The 18726-nt window shown below is 60.8% G+C and carries 24 protein-coding genes; 18 read left to right on the top strand and 6 right to left on the bottom strand.

Going from position 1 to position 18726, the window contains the following annotated elements:
• Positions 1–50: 50 nt before the first annotated feature.
• Positions 51–299: a hypothetical protein gene (locus tag C5C07_RS21125; protein WP_128081402.1), complete on the bottom strand. Its 249-nt coding sequence runs from the start codon at positions 297–299 to the stop codon at positions 51–53.
• 39 nt (positions 300–338) lie between these two features.
• Here C5C07_RS21125 and C5C07_RS15395 point away from each other — a divergent pair, with 39 nt between their 5' ends.
• From C5C07_RS15395 to C5C07_RS21115, 12 genes are all read left to right on the top strand, one after another.
• A complete protein-coding gene (locus C5C07_RS15395) occupies positions 339–2927 on the top strand; it encodes a phage tail tape measure protein (protein ID WP_115805435.1) in 2589 nt (862 codons plus the stop codon).
• Positions 2924–3382, top strand: a complete 459-nt coding sequence (locus C5C07_RS15390) for a hypothetical protein (protein WP_115805434.1) — start codon at positions 2924–2926, stop codon at positions 3380–3382. The genes C5C07_RS15395 and C5C07_RS15390 overlap by 4 nt, the downstream gene beginning before the upstream one ends.
• The gene (locus tag C5C07_RS15385) at positions 3382–7152 is read left to right on the top strand and encodes a fibronectin type III domain-containing protein (protein ID WP_115805433.1); all 3771 of its coding nucleotides are present in this window, start codon (positions 3382–3384) and stop codon (positions 7150–7152) included. Before C5C07_RS15390 ends, C5C07_RS15385 begins: the two co-directional genes overlap by 1 nt.
• Positions 7153–7225: 73 nt before the next feature.
• A complete protein-coding gene (locus tag C5C07_RS15380) occupies positions 7226–7801 on the top strand; it encodes a hypothetical protein (protein ID WP_147302032.1) in 576 nt (191 codons plus the stop codon).
• A gap of 4 nt (positions 7802–7805) precedes the next feature.
• Complete coding sequence (locus C5C07_RS15375; RefSeq protein ID WP_147302031.1) at positions 7806–8372, top strand: hypothetical protein; 567 nt, start codon at positions 7806–7808, stop codon at positions 8370–8372.
• An 80-nt stretch (positions 8373–8452) separates the two neighbouring features.
• On the top strand, positions 8453–8797 hold the full coding sequence (locus tag C5C07_RS15370) for a hypothetical protein (protein ID WP_115805430.1): 345 nt from the start codon (positions 8453–8455) through the stop codon (positions 8795–8797).
• The gene (locus C5C07_RS15365; protein WP_115805429.1) at positions 8797–10656 is read left to right on the top strand and encodes a hypothetical protein; all 1860 of its coding nucleotides are present in this window, start codon (positions 8797–8799) and stop codon (positions 10654–10656) included. Before C5C07_RS15370 ends, C5C07_RS15365 begins: the two co-directional genes overlap by 1 nt.
• A 135-nt stretch (positions 10657–10791) precedes the next feature.
• Entirely contained in the window at positions 10792–11319 is a 528-nt protein-coding gene (locus tag C5C07_RS21120) for a hypothetical protein (protein WP_158546591.1), read from the top strand.
• Positions 11316–11774 carry a hypothetical protein gene (locus C5C07_RS15360; protein ID WP_115805428.1) on the top strand — a complete coding sequence of 153 codons (459 nt, stop codon included), beginning with the start codon at positions 11316–11318 and terminating at the stop codon, positions 11772–11774. The genes C5C07_RS21120 and C5C07_RS15360 overlap by 4 nt, the downstream gene beginning before the upstream one ends.
• 276 nt (positions 11775–12050) lie before the next feature.
• Positions 12051–12302 carry a hypothetical protein gene (locus C5C07_RS15355; RefSeq protein WP_115805427.1) on the top strand — a complete coding sequence of 84 codons (252 nt, stop codon included), beginning with the start codon at positions 12051–12053 and terminating at the stop codon, positions 12300–12302.
• Positions 12295–12564 (top strand): acyl-CoA oxidase, encoded by a 270-nt coding sequence (locus C5C07_RS15350; RefSeq protein WP_115805426.1) that lies wholly within the window; start codon positions 12295–12297, stop codon positions 12562–12564. Before C5C07_RS15355 ends, C5C07_RS15350 begins: the two co-directional genes overlap by 8 nt.
• 130 nt (positions 12565–12694) lie before the next feature.
• Positions 12695–13249 (top strand): hypothetical protein, encoded by a 555-nt coding sequence (locus C5C07_RS21115; protein ID WP_147302029.1) that lies wholly within the window; start codon positions 12695–12697, stop codon positions 13247–13249.
• Between the two features lie 384 nt (positions 13250–13633).
• On the opposite strand, the gene C5C07_RS15340 is transcribed toward C5C07_RS21115, so the two are convergent.
• The 3 genes from C5C07_RS15340 to C5C07_RS15330 are packed head-to-tail and all read right to left on the bottom strand — an operon-like array spanning position 13634 to position 14695.
• The gene (locus C5C07_RS15340) at positions 13634–13822 is read right to left on the bottom strand and encodes a hypothetical protein (protein WP_115805424.1); all 189 of its coding nucleotides are present in this window, start codon (positions 13820–13822) and stop codon (positions 13634–13636) included.
• Positions 13819–14436, bottom strand: coding sequence for a J domain-containing protein (locus C5C07_RS15335; RefSeq protein WP_115805423.1), 618 nt, complete (start codon positions 14434–14436; stop codon positions 13819–13821). The genes C5C07_RS15340 and C5C07_RS15335 overlap by 4 nt, the downstream gene beginning before the upstream one ends.
• On the bottom strand, positions 14420–14695 hold the full coding sequence (locus C5C07_RS15330) for a type IV toxin-antitoxin system AbiEi family antitoxin domain-containing protein (protein ID WP_233510401.1): 276 nt from the start codon (positions 14693–14695) through the stop codon (positions 14420–14422). The genes C5C07_RS15335 and C5C07_RS15330 overlap by 17 nt, the downstream gene beginning before the upstream one ends.
• Before the next feature lie 180 nt (positions 14696–14875).
• Between C5C07_RS15330 and C5C07_RS21335 the strand changes: the two genes are divergently transcribed.
• The 6 genes from C5C07_RS21335 (at position 14876) to C5C07_RS15305 (ending at position 17586) form a co-directional block, all read left to right on the top strand.
• Positions 14876–15052 carry a hypothetical protein gene (locus tag C5C07_RS21335; RefSeq protein WP_158546590.1) on the top strand — a complete coding sequence of 59 codons (177 nt, stop codon included), beginning with the start codon at positions 14876–14878 and terminating at the stop codon, positions 15050–15052.
• 1 nt (position 15053) lies between these two features.
• Positions 15054–15431: a hypothetical protein gene (locus C5C07_RS15325; protein ID WP_115805421.1), complete on the top strand. Its 378-nt coding sequence runs from the start codon at positions 15054–15056 to the stop codon at positions 15429–15431.
• A complete protein-coding gene (locus C5C07_RS15320; RefSeq protein ID WP_115805420.1) occupies positions 15428–15700 on the top strand; it encodes a hypothetical protein in 273 nt (90 codons plus the stop codon). Before C5C07_RS15325 ends, C5C07_RS15320 begins: the two co-directional genes overlap by 4 nt.
• A complete protein-coding gene (locus tag C5C07_RS15315; protein ID WP_115805419.1) occupies positions 15700–16017 on the top strand; it encodes a hypothetical protein in 318 nt (105 codons plus the stop codon). Before C5C07_RS15320 ends, C5C07_RS15315 begins: the two co-directional genes overlap by 1 nt.
• Positions 16014–16439 (top strand): hypothetical protein, encoded by a 426-nt coding sequence (locus tag C5C07_RS15310; protein WP_115805418.1) that lies wholly within the window; start codon positions 16014–16016, stop codon positions 16437–16439. The genes C5C07_RS15315 and C5C07_RS15310 overlap by 4 nt, the downstream gene beginning before the upstream one ends.
• A gap of 82 nt (positions 16440–16521) precedes the next feature.
• Entirely contained in the window at positions 16522–17586 is a 1065-nt protein-coding gene (locus C5C07_RS15305; protein WP_115805417.1) for a Cdc6/Cdc18 family protein, read from the top strand.
• A 5-nt stretch (positions 17587–17591) separates the two neighbouring features.
• Here C5C07_RS15305 and C5C07_RS15300 read toward each other — a convergent pair whose 3' ends face one another.
• Both C5C07_RS15300 and C5C07_RS15290 read right to left on the bottom strand, forming a co-directional pair.
• Positions 17592–17789: a CopG family ribbon-helix-helix protein gene (locus C5C07_RS15300; RefSeq protein ID WP_042662545.1), complete on the bottom strand. Its 198-nt coding sequence runs from the start codon at positions 17787–17789 to the stop codon at positions 17592–17594.
• A gap of 335 nt (positions 17790–18124) precedes the next feature.
• Complete coding sequence (locus tag C5C07_RS15290) at positions 18125–18508, bottom strand: hypothetical protein (RefSeq protein WP_147302028.1); 384 nt, start codon at positions 18506–18508, stop codon at positions 18125–18127.
• Positions 18509–18726 lie beyond the last annotated feature (218 nt).

Below are 18726 nucleotides of genomic sequence, written 5' to 3'. Positions count from 1 at the left end.
ACGGCGGATGCAGGCGATGCGAGAGTTAGAAGCGCAGGTTGACGACGACGTCACTCAGATTTGACCTGCTCTGTTGCAGGGACGATTTCCTTTGCGCGGTTTCTCTTTTTATTTCCAAAATAGACGAGAATGAGCCCGACTGGGCTCAGTAAAACCGAAAAGATGCACATGCTTCCAAGGATAATCATTGCACTTCCAGTTCTACTTTCAGACTTTCCAGGGTTATACCCACAGTTGGGACACACCGTCGCTTCAGCTGAAATTTCACTTCGGCACTTCTCGCAAACGTAGTCTGTCATAGTATCGGATAAGATACAAATTGTAATAAAATCTCACCCATGGTTTTCACAGGATCAGACACCGTCGAACAGCTCCGCGTCGAGATCGTCGGCGACGGCGACGGCCTCGAGACCGAGCTCGCATCGGTCGAAGGGTCGCTCATGTCGATGACGAGCGCCGCAGGCATCGCAGGTGGTGCCATTGCCGCCATGTCAGCGGTAATGGCCGGGCAGGCTGTCGATGCGGCCCGGCAGTGGGAGACTGCCCTCACTGACGTCGAAAAGGTCACGAGTGAAGCTACCGCGGACGAGCTCCGCGATAGCCTCCTTGCCCTCGGAAGTGACCTTGCTATCCCAACGAGACGTCTCGCCCAAATTGCCGAAATCGCGGGGCGTTTGGGAGTGACTGGGACGGACAACATCGAGGCCTTCACCGAGACCATTGGCAAGATGGCCGCGGCAACCGACCTTTCGGCGGAACAGGCCGCGAACGACATCGCCCGACTGGCGAACGCGCTCTCGGTCCCCATCGAGGAGGCCGAGAACATGGGCTCGGCTATCAACGAGATTTCAAACAACGTCGCGGCGTCGTCGTCAGAAATCGTCTCGGCGATGTCACGCGCTGCCCCGGCAGCTGGAACACTCGGCGTCAAGTTCGCCGAGCTCGTCGCGATCAGCGGGACGCTCGTGGCCTCCGGTATGCAGGTGGAGCGCAGCGGGACTCGGACGAACGAGATGTTCAACCGGCTCGCAGAGAACGTTCCAGAGGTTGCGGGGGCCATCGGGATGACAGCCGAAGAGTTCCAGAGGCTCATCGAAGAAGACCCAACGGAAGCGCTCTTCCGCTATCTGGATCACCTGCAATCTATCGAGGGCTCGACCGCTCGCGTCACCGAAGCGACCGAGATATTCGGCCGGTCGGGAGGGAAGGCGGTTCTCACGCTGGCGCAGAACTTCGACTCGCTGGAGCAGTCGGTGCGGCAGTCAGAAAGCGCCTACCGCGACGCGACGTCTGTTCAGTCAGAATACGCGGCTCAGGCCGATACGCTCGATTCGCAGATCACCGAACTGCAGAACTCGGTGTTCGAATTCGGAACGACAACGGGTGAGCAGATGCTCCCGGCAGTCACGGACGCAGTCAGCGGGCTCGGCGACCTCGTCGACGCGGCCAACGATGCGAACAACGCGACCGATGGGCTGCTCGGGACGGTCGCGCTGACTGGAGGCATCTTTGGAGGAACTGCAGCCCCGATTGCTGCTTTCGTTTCCGGCCCGATTGGTTGGCTCATCGCTGGGGCCGGTGCGGCGTCGATTGCCTATCAGACGAACTTCGCGGACATCCAGACGACGGTGGACTCCTCGCTTGCTCGGGTGACGGACCTCACGCAGTCGCATCTGAGTGAGATGAACGAGGTCACCGAGCGCGAGCTGGCGAAGAACAACTCCATCTGGGCTGAAGCGATGGAGAAGGGCGAGGGGATCGTCGACGTCGGCGTCCAGTCTATCTCCGGGCTGTTCATCACGGAGCTGGACGCGATGCTGAGCGCGAACCGCTTCTCGCTAAGCGTGCTCACCGGCGATTGGGACCGAGCACTCGACACCGTCCAGGGCTTCACCGTCCGGGCGTTTGTCGGGCTGCTGGATTACATCTCGAGCGTCGGCGGAAAGATCGGGGACGAGTTCGCGACGGGCATCCTCGATGGCGTCAATCAGTCGATCGAAGGCGTCGAAGCGTTCGTCCAAGAGTATCGCGATGTGCTCAACATCATCTCGACGGCGACGGGGGCCAACGTCCAGATCTCGGAGGACTTCGAGATGGAGAAGCTGGCGCTGCCCGGCGAGGGCGGTGACTCGTTCTCGGTCCCGCGGTACGCACCCGAGACGGCGACTCCGGGTGCCACGGGTGGGCCGTCGGACCCCACGGCTTCGGGTGCAACCCAACCGACTGCGGATCAGTACGCGGGGCTCGTTGGCGGAACGGGGAACCAGTCGGCCGGGATGCCGATGGCGGAGTTCACGCCGGCGATCGAGCAAGCGCTGACGCGGAATCGAGACACACTCCAGGAGCTCAAGGAGCTCACCGAGGAGCGCAAGTCGATCAAGGAGGAACTCAAAGAGACGCCGCCTTGGGAGGATTCTTGGGACGACCTGAAGACCCGCCTCGAGGAGACCAACGAGCGGCGCCAGGAGCTCCAAGACCGACTCGACAGCCAAGGTATCGGTGTCCCGGGCTACGTGTCCGACCCGAGCAAGATCGAGAACAGGTCGATGCAGATGACGCCAGAACTCTTCAGAGCACTCGCGAACCAGCAGGGCGGTGTCACGGCGTCCAAGGCGGGGCTCTCAGAGGCGGAGTTCGCTCGCGTCTCGAACATGGTGCTTGGTTCTGGGTTCGCTGGGGCGTCGTCAGGGAGCGTCAGCGCGACGTCGATGGGCGGGGCGACGCCGGCGGTCGCGTCGTCGATGCAAAAGCACGTCAGTTCGTTCGGCGACCACGTCGCGGCGTTCGCCCGCGCTGTCGAGAACCTCCAGGCGACCGAGTGGCGCGTGACTGCGTCGGACGAGTTCGTCGTCCAGCAGCGGGAGGTGGCTCGTGATGAGGTCCAAAACATCACGAGTCGGTACCGCCGGGGGGTCGGCCCATCATGACGTGGACGATTGGGACTGAACAGGGGAGCATCGCTGCGGATGTCCTGGTCGGCGAGACGATCTACACGCCGCGGGTGGCCGAGGAGATCAACCCGACGTTCCGCTTTGTCCCCAACGAGTCGTTCCCGACGCCGGAGACGCGTTTCGAGGCGTTGGCGCCGTACGTCCGCGAGACGGCGGACACGTTCGTTCGAGCGGGGCGGGCCCAAGGCGGGGCCTTCTTCCGAGAGGATACCGCCAACCTCGCGGACGTCGACTCGTTTTTGGTGTCGATCGAGGCACCACTTCGGTACGATTTCGCGAGTGTCTGGGGCGTGATCGTCGGCGGTCGCGACGCCTCGAACCGGACTCGGACAGCGCTCCGCTGGGAGCTCGACATCGTCGTCCTCGCACCGCTGGGGGCCTACGACAGCCGAACGGATGTGAAGGCCGCGCTTGAGGATGTGGTGCTCTGATGCCGACGGTCTCGCACACGTTTGATAAGAACTCGGGGGCGCGGACGCAACTCACGACCGCCATCGAACTGGCTCGTGACTATCCGTCGTCTGACTCTCGGACGGTCTCGGTCGAGTGGGGACGGACAGCGGCCAGCAACGCTGAGGTCTGCATCGACTACGCCGAGATTGACCAGCAAACAATCTCGGCCAGCAACGAGTGTACCATCTCGCAGGATGCCGGGACTTACGGGTCGGTTTCATACGACCCTGTCAACGATGACCTCACGCCGCTGCTCGAACTGGGAGCGGGCAACATCAGCGAGGAGTCCAACGGGACGACGCTCTATGGGAGCTTCGTCGACTCGAAGGTCGGGACGCTGTGGACCGGCTATATCGATACCGACAACGGCACCGCCTCAACCACGTACGACTACCGGCAGCACTACCCGTTCTTCAGCTCTGGCTCGTGGGACTCAGCGACGCACAGCTGGTCCGAGCCAGTTCTCTACGACTCGCTCGACGTCGCGACGTCGAACGATGCAGACGGCACGATCGACATCACCGTCTCGAACGAGGCCGGCGATAGCGTCACGTTCTCAGACGTGTCGACTGGGTCGCACGACCTCTCTGGACTGGCGTTGAGCGGGAGCGTGTCCATCGACGTGTCCATCTCGACGACCGACACGTCGACAACCCCGCGGCTCGACAGCGTCTCGGTTACTGGTGAGCCGTTCCCCGCACCGACCAACCTCGTCCCGACTGCGGCCAGCGCGACGTCGATGGACTTGTCGTGGACGCGCCAGGACAGCCTCGCACGTGGGTCGTGGGAGATTTACCGCTCGACCGATGGGTCGCTCGGTTCGTTGGTCGCGACGATTTCGGACGAGACGGTCACGTCGTACACGGACTCGGGTCTCACCGAGTCGACGCGATACTACTACACCGTCCGGCGCGTCGTCGACGGCGAATCTCAGTCGACCGACCAAGTGTCGGAAGCGACAGTTGTCCCGTCGCCGACGAACATCACGGGGTCGCTTGGGACTCGTGAGATAACGGTCGGATGGGACGATAACGCCACAAATGAGGACGGGTACCGTGTCCGGTGGAGCGATGACGGTGGGGCGACGTGGTCGTCCTCCGGCGACCTCGCGGCCAACGAGACCGGATACACAATCTCCAGCCTGCTCGATGGAACCAGATATGACCTCGAAATCGTTGCGTTCGGCGACGGCCGCGAGTCCGATCCACTAACTGGGTTCGCTACCACGCCGTCCGCGGCGGTCACAGACTTCGCTGCGGACGCGTCAGTCGAGGACGAGTTTACCCTCACGTGGGGCGACACGGCCAACGCGGGCGTTTGGCACATCCAGCATCGTGTGACCGCTTCGGGTAATCCGTGGACGGATGACGGGATGGTCTCACACGACGTGACGCCGGCACTCACAATCGCGAATCTGCTGGATGGCGAGGAGTACGATATCAGAATCCGACACGAGACCCCGGACCGCGAGGGGTCGTGGACCACCATCAGCCCGGTCACGCTGCTCCCGACGCCAGGAAAACCCTCGGCCGACACCCGTCCAACGGCGTTCGACATCACGTTCGCCGACCTCATCGACAACGAGGACGCCGTCGACGTCGAGCTCGCGACCGGGACGACCCCGCTCGAAGACGGCCCGATGGGGTCGTTCGAGGTCGTCAAGACGCTCGCGCCAAACGACACGGACGCGACCGTCGACGGGCTCGACCAGAACACGCGGCACAAAGTCCGCGTGGTCGCGAAGACCGAGCACTCGACGGCAACCTCAGAGGCGACCGCGGTCACGACCGATTTCGAGATTCCGTCAGAAGGCTGGTTCGCGACGTTCACCGACGACCAGGGCGAGATTGCACGCCTCGATGGATCTCGGATCGAGGGCTGGCCGATGATCCAGCCCGAATCATCGGCCGTCGGAGAGTGGCGCATCGATATCCGCCCTGACAGGCGACTCCGGGAGTGGGAGCTCACCGAGACACGGATCTACCTCGGTGGGAGCGTGGTCTTCCGGGGGCCGTTCCACACGTACCGGCTGAACGGTGGCGATAATGGCGTCTCCGACCGCCTCGTCGGCTTCGACGTAGTCGACAAGCTTCGGCATGGGGGCGTCGTCTACGACGTCTCCTCGGAGCGCGGCGGCGTCGCGTGGGCGGACTTCATCAACACCCACACGCCGTTCGCCGCGAACGTGACGACGCCGACCGAGACGACCGTCGACGAAGACTTCCTCGCCCAGGACTCACCCGCCGACCTGTCGTTCGCGGACTTGTTCGGCGACCCTTCGAACACCGACCCCTGGAAGCGTGTCGGGAGCGGGTCATCGGCGACAATCGTGCCGCTGCAGCGCTCGTTCCTCATGGAAGGCGAGAGCGCGAGCGGCTCCTATGGGACGTTCTTCTCGTCGGACTTCTCTGGCGGGGAGGCGGCGAACCTCGATACCGCGGGGCAGGCTGCCGAGTGGCCGTTTGAACTCGACTACGACATCCCCGACGGTGAGTTCGGGCTCTTCCTCCATATCCAAGGGACGAACGGCTCATCGCAGGTCAAGTGGTCGCTCGACGGAACAGAACTCGCTGACCTCTCGATATCGACGAACGGGACCATCGACTGGGTCTCGCTCCACACCTCCGGTGCGTGGATCGATCCCGGCCAAGTCGACGCGGGGTCGCACACGCTTCGCGCCGAAGTGTCGTCAGAATTCTCGGAGAACTTCAACATCGACGCGGTTGACCCCGTCGACCTCCGGGCGAACCACACGCTCCCGAACACGCTCACGAATGGCCGCCTCGACGCGCCCGTCGACTACCCTGGCGTCACAATCGAAGGCAGCGAGTTCGATACGACGTTCAACATCGCCGCCGCGACGCTCGACGTCACCGTCGACGATCCATCCGGGGCGGCCACCCTCCAGGTCAGGAACGACGGCACCAACTGGTTCCCGGCAAACGGCTCCGAGACAGACACGTCGGGCGTGACGGTTGACTTCGCAGCACAAGACTCGCTCGGGTCGAACATCGAGGGGCGCATCACACTCGATGGCTACGGCGAGCGTGACGATGCCATCCCGCGAACGGGGTTCCAGCCGAGTGAGCTGTCGAACTGGGAGCTCCGGATCGACACGAATTCGATCCGCGTCATCGACGACGAGACGTTCGTCGGAAGCCCGTTCGAGATTGCCGACGCGATAGCCGAGGACTCCGGACTCGTGTTCGTCCCTGACTACGCCGAGGACTCGCTCGTGCTCAACGCCTTCGCGCCCGGCGAGGTCGTGAAGGACGTCGACTGGACCGTCGTCGGCCAGCCGGAGCCGGTCGACACCGATGAGGGCTTTGCGAACTCCGTGACCGTGTTCGGCCCCGAGGACGAGAACGACAACCGGCCCGAGGTTGAGGCGGTCTCCCAGACGTCTATCGACGAGCGCGGGAAGATCGAAGCGGAAGCTGAGTTCAGACCGGACGCGAAGTCGAATGCCGAGCTCGAAAGCATCGCGCGGACCGAGCTCGCGAAGGCGCTCGCGAAGAGTACCGTCACGGGGCAGCTCGAAATCGAGGCGCAGATTCTCCAGCCAGGCTACGCGTACAAAGTCGACGCGTTCGAGGCCATCGACGAACGGTCCGACCCGGCGTACACCCTTCACGACGCCCGCTTCGAGTGGGGCACGATGAACCTCGATTTCGAGGGAAAAGACTCGCTTGCCCGAGCGCTCCGCGGGATCGAGACGATCGCACGGACGACTAAACGCGCACTCTGAGCGGCGGCGTGATGACCCATCGGGGCGAGCGCCTTCCGGACTCAAATCCACGACCACTACGCAGGTTTTCACAATGTTCGACACACCGACCCCAGTAGTCGTATCGCTCGCCATGCTCGCCCTGACCGCGGTCGGGGCGTACCTCACTGGCCGTCGCCGCGAGGCTCGGCAGAAAGCCATCGAACTCGAAACGTCGCTCCGTGAGGTCCTCGACGACCTCGGCGTGTTCCCCTCGCCGAGCGTCGACGAGGTCGACCGAGAGCACATCGAGGCCGCTCTCAGCGAGGCAATCCCGAATTACGACGACTCGGCGACCATCGAAACGGTCTACGCCGATGGCCGCTACCTCGCCCCAGCTGCAGCCGACGTGTGGCTCTTGGCTGACCTCGCCGGTGGCGTGTCGTGGTTGCCCTACCGCCCCGAACGCTTCGATTGCGAACAGTTCGCGCGAGGATTCGGCGTGCTTTCAGCGCTGGTCGCTGGCACGAACACCGTCGGCGTCATCCACGACTGGTCGGGCCGCCATGCGTACAACGTCATCGTGACCGCCGAGCAAACAGTCCAGTTCTACGACCCCTACGAAGGCGAGTTCGTCGCCATCGGCGGCACGGGGAAGTACCGCCTCGAGAACGCACTCATCCTGTTCTGACATCATGAGCGATCCATTTGCACAGAAGCCAGCGACGGCAGACTACGTGCTCCGAGAGGGCGACTCAGCGCCCACACTCGACGCCACACTCAAGGACTTGGATGGGGGCGTGGTCGACCTCACCAACGCCGACGAGGTCCGACTCTTCGTGAAACGGGAAACGGACGACAACACCGTCCTCAACGACACGGTGTCGGTCACCGACGCCGCTGCTGGTGAGGTGAGCTACTCGTTTTCCGGCGGGTTTTCGACCACCGGCGCTGGGATGCATCTGCTCTACTTCCGGGTGGCGTACTCGGACGGAACTGACGCGACGTATCCACGTGGGTCGGCGCTGTCGCTGTTCGTCCCCGAGCGCTTCTCTGGAGACATCGGGACACTCTCGCTCGACGTCGTCGTCGATTCGATCGGCGTCCGAGAGACACTCGACATGGAGGGCAATCCCATCTCGAATCAAGGCGTTGAGAGCGTGCCCGACGCGACCGCACTCGCTGACGGCCAACCCGGCTTTTATCGGCTCCAGGATACGGGCGACGTCGTCTACTTCGACGGCGATTTGAGCACGAACTGACCACCGACCCCGATGAGTCCACCTGCGCCGCGGCGGGTGGATGAGGAACGACCGCGGCCTTCCTGCAGGAGGGTTTTGACATGGCACAAACACAGTCAACGACCAGACGTACCGAGAAGCCGATCGAGACCGCCGACGCGGTCCTGTTGGCGATGAAAACGCCGGGCGACGCACTCGTGTCGCTCAACATCGAGGCGACTGCCGACGCCAGCTACGCACTCGACGTCCACCACGACGTCGACAGCCGCAGCGCACCCACCGACGGGTGGTTCGAAGACGAGGCCGTCTACGACGCGGCCGACGTCGACGATCCCCAAGACATCCGCGACACGTTCTACGCGGCCGACGCCTGGCTTCGGGTGCGCGTGACGACCCCCGCCGCAGCGGGCGAGACAGCCGACGTGACCATTCAGGAGGCGCACTAATGGGGATTTTCAGATTCCTTCGGCAATGGAAAGAGAAGGCAAACGGCGTGCTGACGGGCCCGACGCTCGAGGCCGACGAGGTGACCGCCGAGACGGCGACGCTGACCGACCTCATCGCCTCCGAGTCGATCACGATCCCGCAGTACGATGCGACGGCGAACGCTCCACAACAGCCCGGCCTCATCGAGGTGCCACCCAGTGGGTCCGACACTGCTGGTTTCTACCGATGGGACGGGAGCGCCTACGCCCTCCTCGACCAGTCCGGCGGGGTGGACGCGGGCGACCTCTCGGGGTTGACCGTTGACACGGACAAAGACTGGGGTGGGTACGAACTCACGAACGTCGGGAAAGACGGTGTGAAAGTACCGTCGAGTGTGGACCTCACGGTGGAGGATTGGGAGGAGGGGACGCTTTCTGATGCATGGGGCGGGGCGGCCTCTAAGGCGACCGTTCAATCCTCGACAGTTCTGAATGGAACGCACGACCTCCAATTAGATACAGACGGAAACATCCAACAAATCGTGTCTCTCGGTGGACTTGAAAGTTATATTGAAAAGGGGGACACGTTCTCAACCGAGTTTCAACTGACGGACACCGGCGATTTCTTCCGAATCGTGATATTGGCACAGGAAATGTCATCGGGGAACGCACCAAACGGATGCTATTTCATAGACTTCAGAGCGGGACCAAATGACGTGAACCTGAATTACAAAGACAAATCTGGAAACGTTCAGGACTTAGACACACAACCCGTTCCGCTCTCATCGAACCTTAACACACCGATTGCAGTGAACGGGTACATAAGCAAGTCTGGAGAACTCCACGTTGAGGCGTCGATAAATGGCACTACCGAAGCAGTCGCAGAGGGCACCCAACAATCACCATTTGATAGCGGGGGAGTTGGGTTTGCGTTAAACAACGATGGCAGTTCGAGTACGGCATTCGTCTCTGATGTGACAGTCACCCGCCGCACCCGCGACTACCTCACCGACACGGAGAAAGGCCCCGTCGAACTCGGCGGCGAAGTCGTCCGCCCGAAAGGCGCGCTCGACGCCGGGCCGCATGAGGCAGTCGTCTCAGACCGGACGGTCCACGGCCACCTCCGGACCGACGACGCAGTTTCTCCCGGCGACGACATTTCCTTAGTCGAGTGGGACGCTGGTGTCGGTCAGCGTCGTCTCGCGGCGCAAGCGGACGGTGAAGGTGGCCTCTACGCGCTCCGACGCCCGCGGGCCGCCCGGCTCACCGAACGCCTCATGTGGGAGTACGAGACGCTCGCGGACGTTCCGGCGTGGTCGGCGTCCGACGGCGGCGTCTCAAACTGGACGTTCAACGTCAACGACCGCCCCCGTCGGATGCACGTCGAACACGATGGGAGTGGAGGATCCGATGATTACGGTGGAGTTGGCTCACCCGTTCTGGTTTCGTATCAATCTCTCGGTCCGTTCCGATTCACCTTCCGCGACGTGACGTTCACGGACAATAATCAGCCTGCATGGCTGTTCCTATCGGATAGGAACGACCTCGGAGATGGCTTTGTTCGTGACGTTGGGAGTGGTTTCGGATTCGAAATAGGATTCGGAAATGACGACACCAAAACATATGTGACCAATTCAGGGACGCCTACAAACGGCACTTCGGTCACAACCTATGTTTGGGGAGGGGGAACCACCCATGACCTGACCGTGGAGTACGACGGGAGCGAAGTGCGGTTCTTAGTTGACGGGAACATGGTCGGTCCTGCGTTGGATTTCTCGGTTAATGCTGACTTTTCACCCGTTTTGCAGGTGAAAGAAGAGTCAACCGATGCGTCTGCCGAAACGCTCGAAGTCGGCGAAGTAATCGTGGAGGGACAGTAAATGTCACAAGTCAATCTACAAGACGGCTTAGAGGTATGGTACACGTTCGATGACGTGGATTACGCCAGCGGTCGAAACATCGTTCGGGACCGCTCGGGCAACGGGCGACACCTCACGCTCAGCGGGGGAGTAAGCATGGGAAACCCGTCGCCAGTTGGAGAGGGTTCATCATTTGATGGTTCTGACGACTTTGGAGAAACAGACTATTCTACTGTAAATAATGAGTTTTCCGTTTTCCTATTGGCAAAGTCCGATACGTTCCCAATATCCGCGAGAACGTTCAACATGGGCGACCCGGTAAACGCAAAAAATGCTTGGGGGCTTAAAGTCGGAGATGGGGAAATCGGATTTGGGGTTGCGGATGGGAGCGATGCGTCTTTTGCTAACATAAGTAATGTTAGTGGTTGGGTAGCATGTGTCTGTAAGGCAAAAGCCGGAGATTATACCTCTATAAAAGACTGGAATGGGAACACCAGTTTCAACGACTCTGCGGTAGATTTCACTACCGCACCAACCTATCCTCTATGTGTTGGGAAACGTTCTGACTTTGGTCAATACCAAAATTGTGACGTTGCCATGGCTGCGTATTGGTCTCGGACGCTAACAGACTCAGAAACAGATTCATTGTTGGACACCACCGCCCGCCGGGTGAGTTACCTATGAGCCACTTTGAACTCCACCACGTCGTCACGCTCACGGTTGAATCGGACCCGGACACGCTCGACGCCCTCCAGTCCGAACTCCCGGCGGACGACTCGCCGGCGGTCGGCCCGGAGTACGACGGCCCACAACGGACGACCACCGAAGAGGACGACAGCCTCTCCGACGGAGAGGAACGCCTCACGGCTCGCGTGACGTTCGTCTCTGGCACGATCGACGTCGACGGCACGACCTACGACGGAGCTACAGAAGCAGCGGACCTCTTCGACCGTCTGGCAGCTGCAGTCCCGTCGGGCGCGACGCTCACTCACTACCGGAGCCCGACGGGCGGGGTGACGAGCAGCGATGTCCAGGCGTGGTACGAGGACCATCCCGAAGAACAGCCGACGGACGACAACGGCGACGCGTTCGTCCCGTCGTCGTGGGACCCGAGCCGGCACGTCGTCGACCAGTTCTGATTCTATTGATCACCTCGTCGCTCTTTCTTTTGCGCTTTGAGTAACGCTACAAGGTATCCAGCGCAGCAGACTCCCGCCTCTGCACATCCAACTATAATCGTGATTTCGAGATTTTCGACCATCTCTACTATAAGAGTAGTCGGGGTTATCGCCCGCGATGACCTCCGCTCGACGAGCGCCGACGCCGTCGACTCACGGAGCGAGCACTACTGACATCACCGGGCCCGCGACGCCGAGAGGGGCCGTCGCGGATCTCAGACACCCTCACACCCATGAATGCGACTGCAAAAAGCACGGGCGTTAGCGGGGCTCATCTTCGCGGCGGCGTTCGCCGTCGCGTTGCTCGCCGACGTCCTCTTCCCACAGACAGCACAGCTCACCGGCAACCACATCACCGTCTTCGCGAGCGTGCTCTCGGCGCTGTTCGGCGTCGAGATCGCCCGTGCACGGTGGGGGCAACTCGCCGCCGCCGCGAGCGGGGCGCTCTCCGCGTGGCACGCCGCCGACCAGGAGGGCAGTGATGACTGACGTCCTGGTCGCCGTGAACTACCTCATGCTCTTCGCCGGGGCGTTCGGCTTCATGGCCGTCCCGCTGCTCGAGCATTTCTACGACCCGCACGTTTCGGGCTGGAAGTTGCTGGCGCTCATCGCGATCTCCTTCGCGCTCGTGCTCTTCGGCGCGGGCGTCTGGACTGGCGTCGACCTCGTTCCCGTGCGGGCGCTGGCGGCGATCTGTCTCGTTCTCGCGCAAGTTGGGTTGGTGCAAGAAACAATTACTGGATCGAAATAGTTGCTCTATACGTGATTAACCAATAGCATTATATTCTGACAGGCTTCTGGTACACCCCATGGGCTCAGAAGATACAGGGGGTGACTCTGCGTCAAAGCTTGAAGCAGCATGTCGAGAAGCACGGCACACGATGGACCAGCAGATTGACAAAATCCATCGCGAGGATCAAAAGGCAGTCGGAATTTTTCGAGTGAACCTCTTGGTACTAGGTATCCTCAGTAGTGCACTTTCGCTCTCGACGAATACAAATGCAATTTCTACATCAAGCTTTCTTAATGCCCATACTGCCATTGGGGTGTTGGCTCTACTGGGATCGTCCGTTGTTGCTGCAATGGCGTACACCTCCTCGAAGTTCGAGATGGGTATCGATCCTTCGCGAGTAGAGTCCGCTGCCAACGGCGAGTGGTCGCGCAAGGATTTCTTCGAGAAGCTCAACGAGGAGTACTCTGGGTGGGTGAATCACAATAACTCGGTCCACGAATTTAATGCGCAGGCAATTACTTGGGCAATGGCGTTCGCAATTTGTGGAGTGATATTGTTCTCCGGTGGTGTACTCGTGGGTGCACTCCAAGTGCGTGGGCAGGGGCTTTCATATGCTATGTTAATCGGTGAACTGGCAGTTAGTCTAGTTCTTGGGTTGCTGGTCTTTTATTCAGACTCCATCTTCGAGAGATTAGAGCCATAAGCCGGCCTAGCGGCTTATTTTTCTAATTAGCCCGATATCATGTCATCTCAATCGAAGTATTCAACACTACCCCCGTCCAATAGTCGGTTATGAGCTCGACCTCGAGTGACCGCGAAGAAGACGAGTCGCATAAGGGGTCTGACTGGGGAATGCAGATGTCGAATTCGCCTCAGCGCGGACCACTAAACACCGTCGTAACTGCCTTTAGACGCCTTAGTGGGCGTGAGTAGTCGGCTACGACGGCACGCGCGTCGCACCTCTTTCTGAGTCCCCACGTCACATAATCCAACACAGTAGCCACGGCTCAAACGCCTCAAGCCTTGTTGGTTGGCGTCGCGCGTTCGGAACGCGCGATCCATCCGGGCCTGTGGTTCGAGGATGTCGTCAGACATGGTGTTGCTCCGTCTCGACTGTGTCGACCCGCCGAAAGTGGTCGGTCACAACTACCGCGTCGGGGCCCTTGTCTTGGTGGTCGTAGGCGTGCCAGTAGGCGTCGGCCTCCGTGGTCGCCGGCTCTCCGTCGAGTGTGATGACCGCCTCGCACCACGGGCACCAAAACGGGAGGTCGCTCATCCCAACATCGCCTCCTTCGCTTCCTGCAGCTCGATGACCTCCTCCTGCGACCCGCCCTTGTCGGGGTGTCGCTCTTGGAGCAGCTCGCGATACGCGCCGCGAACCACGTGGGCCGGCGCGTCAGGGGCGACCTCGAGGACGTCGTGCGGCGCTCGCGACGCCTCGGCGACGACGACATCATCGTCTTGGGCGGGTGGGAGCCGAGCTGTCTCGAACGTCGACGACGCGGTCGTGACGCCACAGCGCTCGGCGAGTCGCATCCGACGGGCGTACAGCGCAATCGCGCGGGCGTTCTCACGCTGAGTCGCCCAGCGGTCACACGCGATCGCGTAGCCCGTGTCGGCCGCCTCGCCCTCGCGACGGAAGCGTGCGACCACGCCGACGTCGTCGGGCTTGTCGTGTTGGTGGGGGATGTTCGGCCGGTCGACGTAGTGCTGACTCGCCGTCGAGATGTCGACATCGGTCGCGCCCCAGCGCTCGAGTTCGTCGACGACGCTCTCGAAGGACTCCTTGCGCGTGGGCGAGAGGTCGCCAGGATACGGCTCGCGGTCTTTGTCGGCGGTGCGCGGGTAGTTCGCCGGCCAGCTGATGCTGTCGCTACTCCCCGACGTCATCACCACCCTCCCTCGGGTCGTCGACGAACTCGTAGAGTCCGCGGGCGACACGCTGAATCCACCCCGCGTCTCGAAGACTTCGGAGTGAGAACTCGACGTTGCCCTTGTCGAGTTCCGTCTGGTCGACGAGGTATCGCGGGTTCGACCGCCCCCACGGATTACCCTCATCGCGACCGTCTTTCAGCGCAGCAAGAACCTCCTCGTCGTTCGCCGACGGCTCGTAGTTCTCGTTTACCATGTTGCTGTTCAGTACACTCATCTGCGTACGCAAGTACGCAACCATTTGCATTATACTTTGTGTCACAATTTCTAATGCACTTTGCAAAGCAAATCTATAAGAGACTGGCCGTTGTAGATGTAACTGAGCACGGGAGGTCGGCCGAGGATGAATGGCCGGCCGGGTGCTGGAACACCCGACCGTGCTTCGGACAACGAAGCAATGGCAGCTACGAACCCCCCAACAGAAACGGTTTCGGAAGTACCGACCACGACCACCCCAGCGAACGACTTCGCGCCCGACATCTACGTCGACGAACTCCCCGACTGGGACGTCTACCTCGCAACGAGCAACGTGATCCACGACGCAGTCCTCGCGCAGATCCCGGAGGAGAGCTAATATGACCGACGACAACACCCACGCCCGCCGCATCGCTGAGCAGCTCAACATGGCCGACGGGGACGTACTCCCCCGGCTCCACGTCGGCGACCACGTCATCGACCGCGACGCCGACGAAGATGACTCGCTCGACATCGCGGCCATGCTCGTCGTCGGCCTCGACACCCTCCGCGCAGACGCCTACAAGCTCGCCGACGACGGCCCCACCGTCGCGGATGTAAACCCGGCGTACCCAGCGACAGACGACGTCGTCGAAGTGACGTTCCCCCAGCGCACCGACCTCGACGTCGAGAAAAAGCGCTACGCCTACCCGCGCTCCCGGCTCCGGCTCGAACACCCACTCCACAACCGCGACGCCAAGGAGGGCGATTCCGAATGACGAGCATCGCCGACGCTCGCGCGGCCGCCGGCCGCTACGCTGATGAGTTCGTCGACGTGGACGACCCTGACGGGAACTTCGCTGAAGAACTCTGCTCGGACGAAGTCTTCGGCGAGCTCGCAGTCGCTCTCAAAAGCATCGACATTCTGCTGCAGTACAGCGACGACGTCTCCCAAGTGACCGAGCGTCGGATGGAGGAGTCAGCCGAGCAGATTCGAATGGCGATGGTCTCGCGAGCGACCTCCATCCTTCCGTGGGGTGACGACTGATGTCGTTCGCACACAAGCTGCAGTACGCTGGCTCCAAACCATACCAGCACGAACGCTCGCTCGTCGATGATGAACTGACGTACCACGAGTACGAGCAGCTCATCCAAGACGAGACCTACGTGCGGCTTGCGCAACTGAGATGGCTCGCCTACGAACTGGAATCGAGCCTCGCGGGCGACAATGGCGTCCCTCACGAAACGAAGGACGAGATATTCCGTGCCGTCGATGGGTCCGACGCGCATCTATCGACTGCGGTTGATGCGTACGTCGACGAATTTGTTTCTAATCTCCACGTTGATGAGGAGGCAAACCAATGAAGGTCATTCGCGAACGGCTGGAGGGTATCCAAATTCAGCGGCTGGTCGTCACCGAGCCCGAGGGTTCGAATCACTTCCGCGGAGAGTGTGTCGGTTACCTCTGTCCCGAATGCATGCAAGCTGACGAGACGCTTGAGCAGATCTGGCACGACGAAGACTGCTCTCTCGCTGGTGAACACGGTCGAGACCACTACGACGAGCTCGTCCCTGATGTCCCCGGACGTCCGACACCTGAGTTCGATGCGGCCCACCCGATCACAGTCGTCAAGTTTGGGAAAACTGAGGGAAGAGGCGGCCTCCACGATGGTGAAGTCATCTCGTTCAAGTGCGAGTGTGGGAACCTCGATGAGGACGTCTTCGAGATCGTCCACGACGAAGCCTGCTCACTAGCGGGCCAGCATGGGCGGGCGGCAGGTGGTTAAAAAACAAGTTTAGAATTCGTCAACCACCTGCCGGAATTGTCGCACTTGTTTTTATACCCAGTTTACGTCATTTTTGGACAACATGATAACTGATCCGCGGGTCTTCGAGGACGAGTACCTGCCCCGGGAGCTCAGGCACCGAGAGGGGGCGGTAGAAGAGCTTTCCCGCACATTTGGGGCGGCGCTCGACGGAAAGCGTGCCGACGATGTCCTCATCACAGGGCCTTCCGGCGTCGGAAAAACTGTTCTCGCCAGGCACACGCTCGGAAAGCTTGAGGCGTTCGCTGCCGTCGACCACGCTCACATCGAATGTCTCGGCACCACTACCGGTGAGATTCTTCGGACTGCTCTTCGCGAGCACCATGTCCAGGTTGATGTCGCACTAAACACCCCGGTCGAAGTTCTCCGAGAGCAATTGCGTGAAGCTGTCGACCAACCCTACATCTTAGTACTTGACGAGGCTGACACGCTCCCAAACACCGAGGCCTTAGAGTACATCACCCGCGTACCCAAGGTATCGATCGTCGCGATCTGCCACGATGCTGATCGCTGGCTTGCTCGCGCTCCCTCTACCGTGCGGCAGAATATCACTGGTCCAATCAAACTTGAGCGCTACGGGGTCAACGAGCTATCGTCGATCCTACGGGCACGGGCTGATCAGGGCCTCCCTCGAGGAGCAGTCACGAACAACCAACTCCAGACCATCGCCGACGAGGTTGCAGGCGTTGCGAGATTCGGGATTCAAGCGCTACGCGCCGCCGCCGAACTTGCAGACGAGCGGGGGCGTTCGAGCATTCACGGTCCCGATATCAACGACTCATTCGAGCGAGCCCAGCACCGAATCCGGAAATCAAACCTTCGGTCGCTCCCTTTCCATCACCACGTTCTCTACGCGTTAGTTCACGAAGCTGGTGAGCTCCCAGCGAGTGATCTCCATACTAAGTATGAGGAGGTCTCTCAGGACATCTACTATGGCCACGATCTGACACCAATCGGTAAGCGATCACGCCGTAACAAACTCGCGAAGCTCCAAGAATACGATCTTATTGAGTCCGAAGGTCCCCCACAGAACCGCGTTTACCGTGTCCTCGACGAGACAATTGAACTCCCCGACAGTATTAGTGCTCTTGACCCCGCAGAGCTGTAAAACAATCAGTCAATCGTCAGCTTCGGGGTCGTATTCAAGTTTCCCTCACCAAGCTCCTCTTTTGCGTACTCGTACATCAGCTCTCGAACCACCTTGCTCCGGTTGACCTTCGGAGGGAGTTCCCCTCGCGCGCTTTTTGACGCGAGCGCCCGGTCGAAGTCATCCAGGAGGTCGTCCGGGACGGTGAAACTCGGTCGTGCCATAGTGCTATAATCGCATATGTGCAATAAAAACCTCCGGCCGCTTCCCTTCCACCACCATATCCTCTACGCGCTGATCCACGGTGCCGGCGAACTCTCAGCAAGAGACCTTCACAGTCGGTGCGATAAGGTTTCTGAGAAGCTTTACTACGGCCACAACCTGACGCCGGTTGGCAAGCGGTCGCGGCGAAACAAGTTAGCGAAGCTCCAAGAATACGATCTCATCGAGTCTGAGGGGCCCGCCCAGAGTCGCGTGTACCGCGTCTCGACGAGACAATCGACCCCCCAGTCGGAGACCTCGGTATCAACCAGCTTGGCTGAGTGACCCCAGACGCCGGTCAAGACCCACTCTCTGCCGCCAGCTCCCGAGCTCGCTCTAGTCGGTCGGACATCTTCTTCTGTGGGTCCCCTCCCAAATCCCGACACGCCTTGACGTACCTCTCAAGAATTCCCACTTCGTCCTGATAGCGGCCGTCCTTACGATAGACGATACCGAGGTGTCGGTAATATGCGGGTGCAATGGCCGCATGGCCGTACTTTTGGTGCTTCTCGAACTCGGCTTCGGCCTCCACGTAGTCGATGCACCATAGAAGAAGCTCTTCAACCTCATCGTGCCGCCGCTCGCGCTTCAGTACGACGACCCGGTCGGATGCGTCTGTATAGTGGTCAAACGGCTGCTCGTCAACGCGGCTCCACCTCCAATCCTCTCCTGCGACACCCATGTTGTCGCCATCGATCGAAGTACTGCTGTTTGAACTGAACAGCCCTCGGAGGACGCGAAAAATACCCATCTCAGTTACTTACTGGGACCGCTTCGGGTCCCCGATTCGGATTTCCCTCGTCGCCCTCAATTGGGTCTCCCAATTCCTTACGGAATTCTTCTGTGTTGACCCCCTCGCGCTCAAGACGCTGATAGACTGCCTCACGAATCCACCCCGCA

The organism is Haloferax sp. Atlit-4N (assembly GCF_003383025.1).
GTDB classification, from domain to species: domain Archaea; phylum Halobacteriota; class Halobacteria; order Halobacteriales; family Haloferacaceae; genus Haloferax; species Haloferax gibbonsii.
This window is presented reverse-complemented; position numbering and strand designations above follow the sequence as displayed.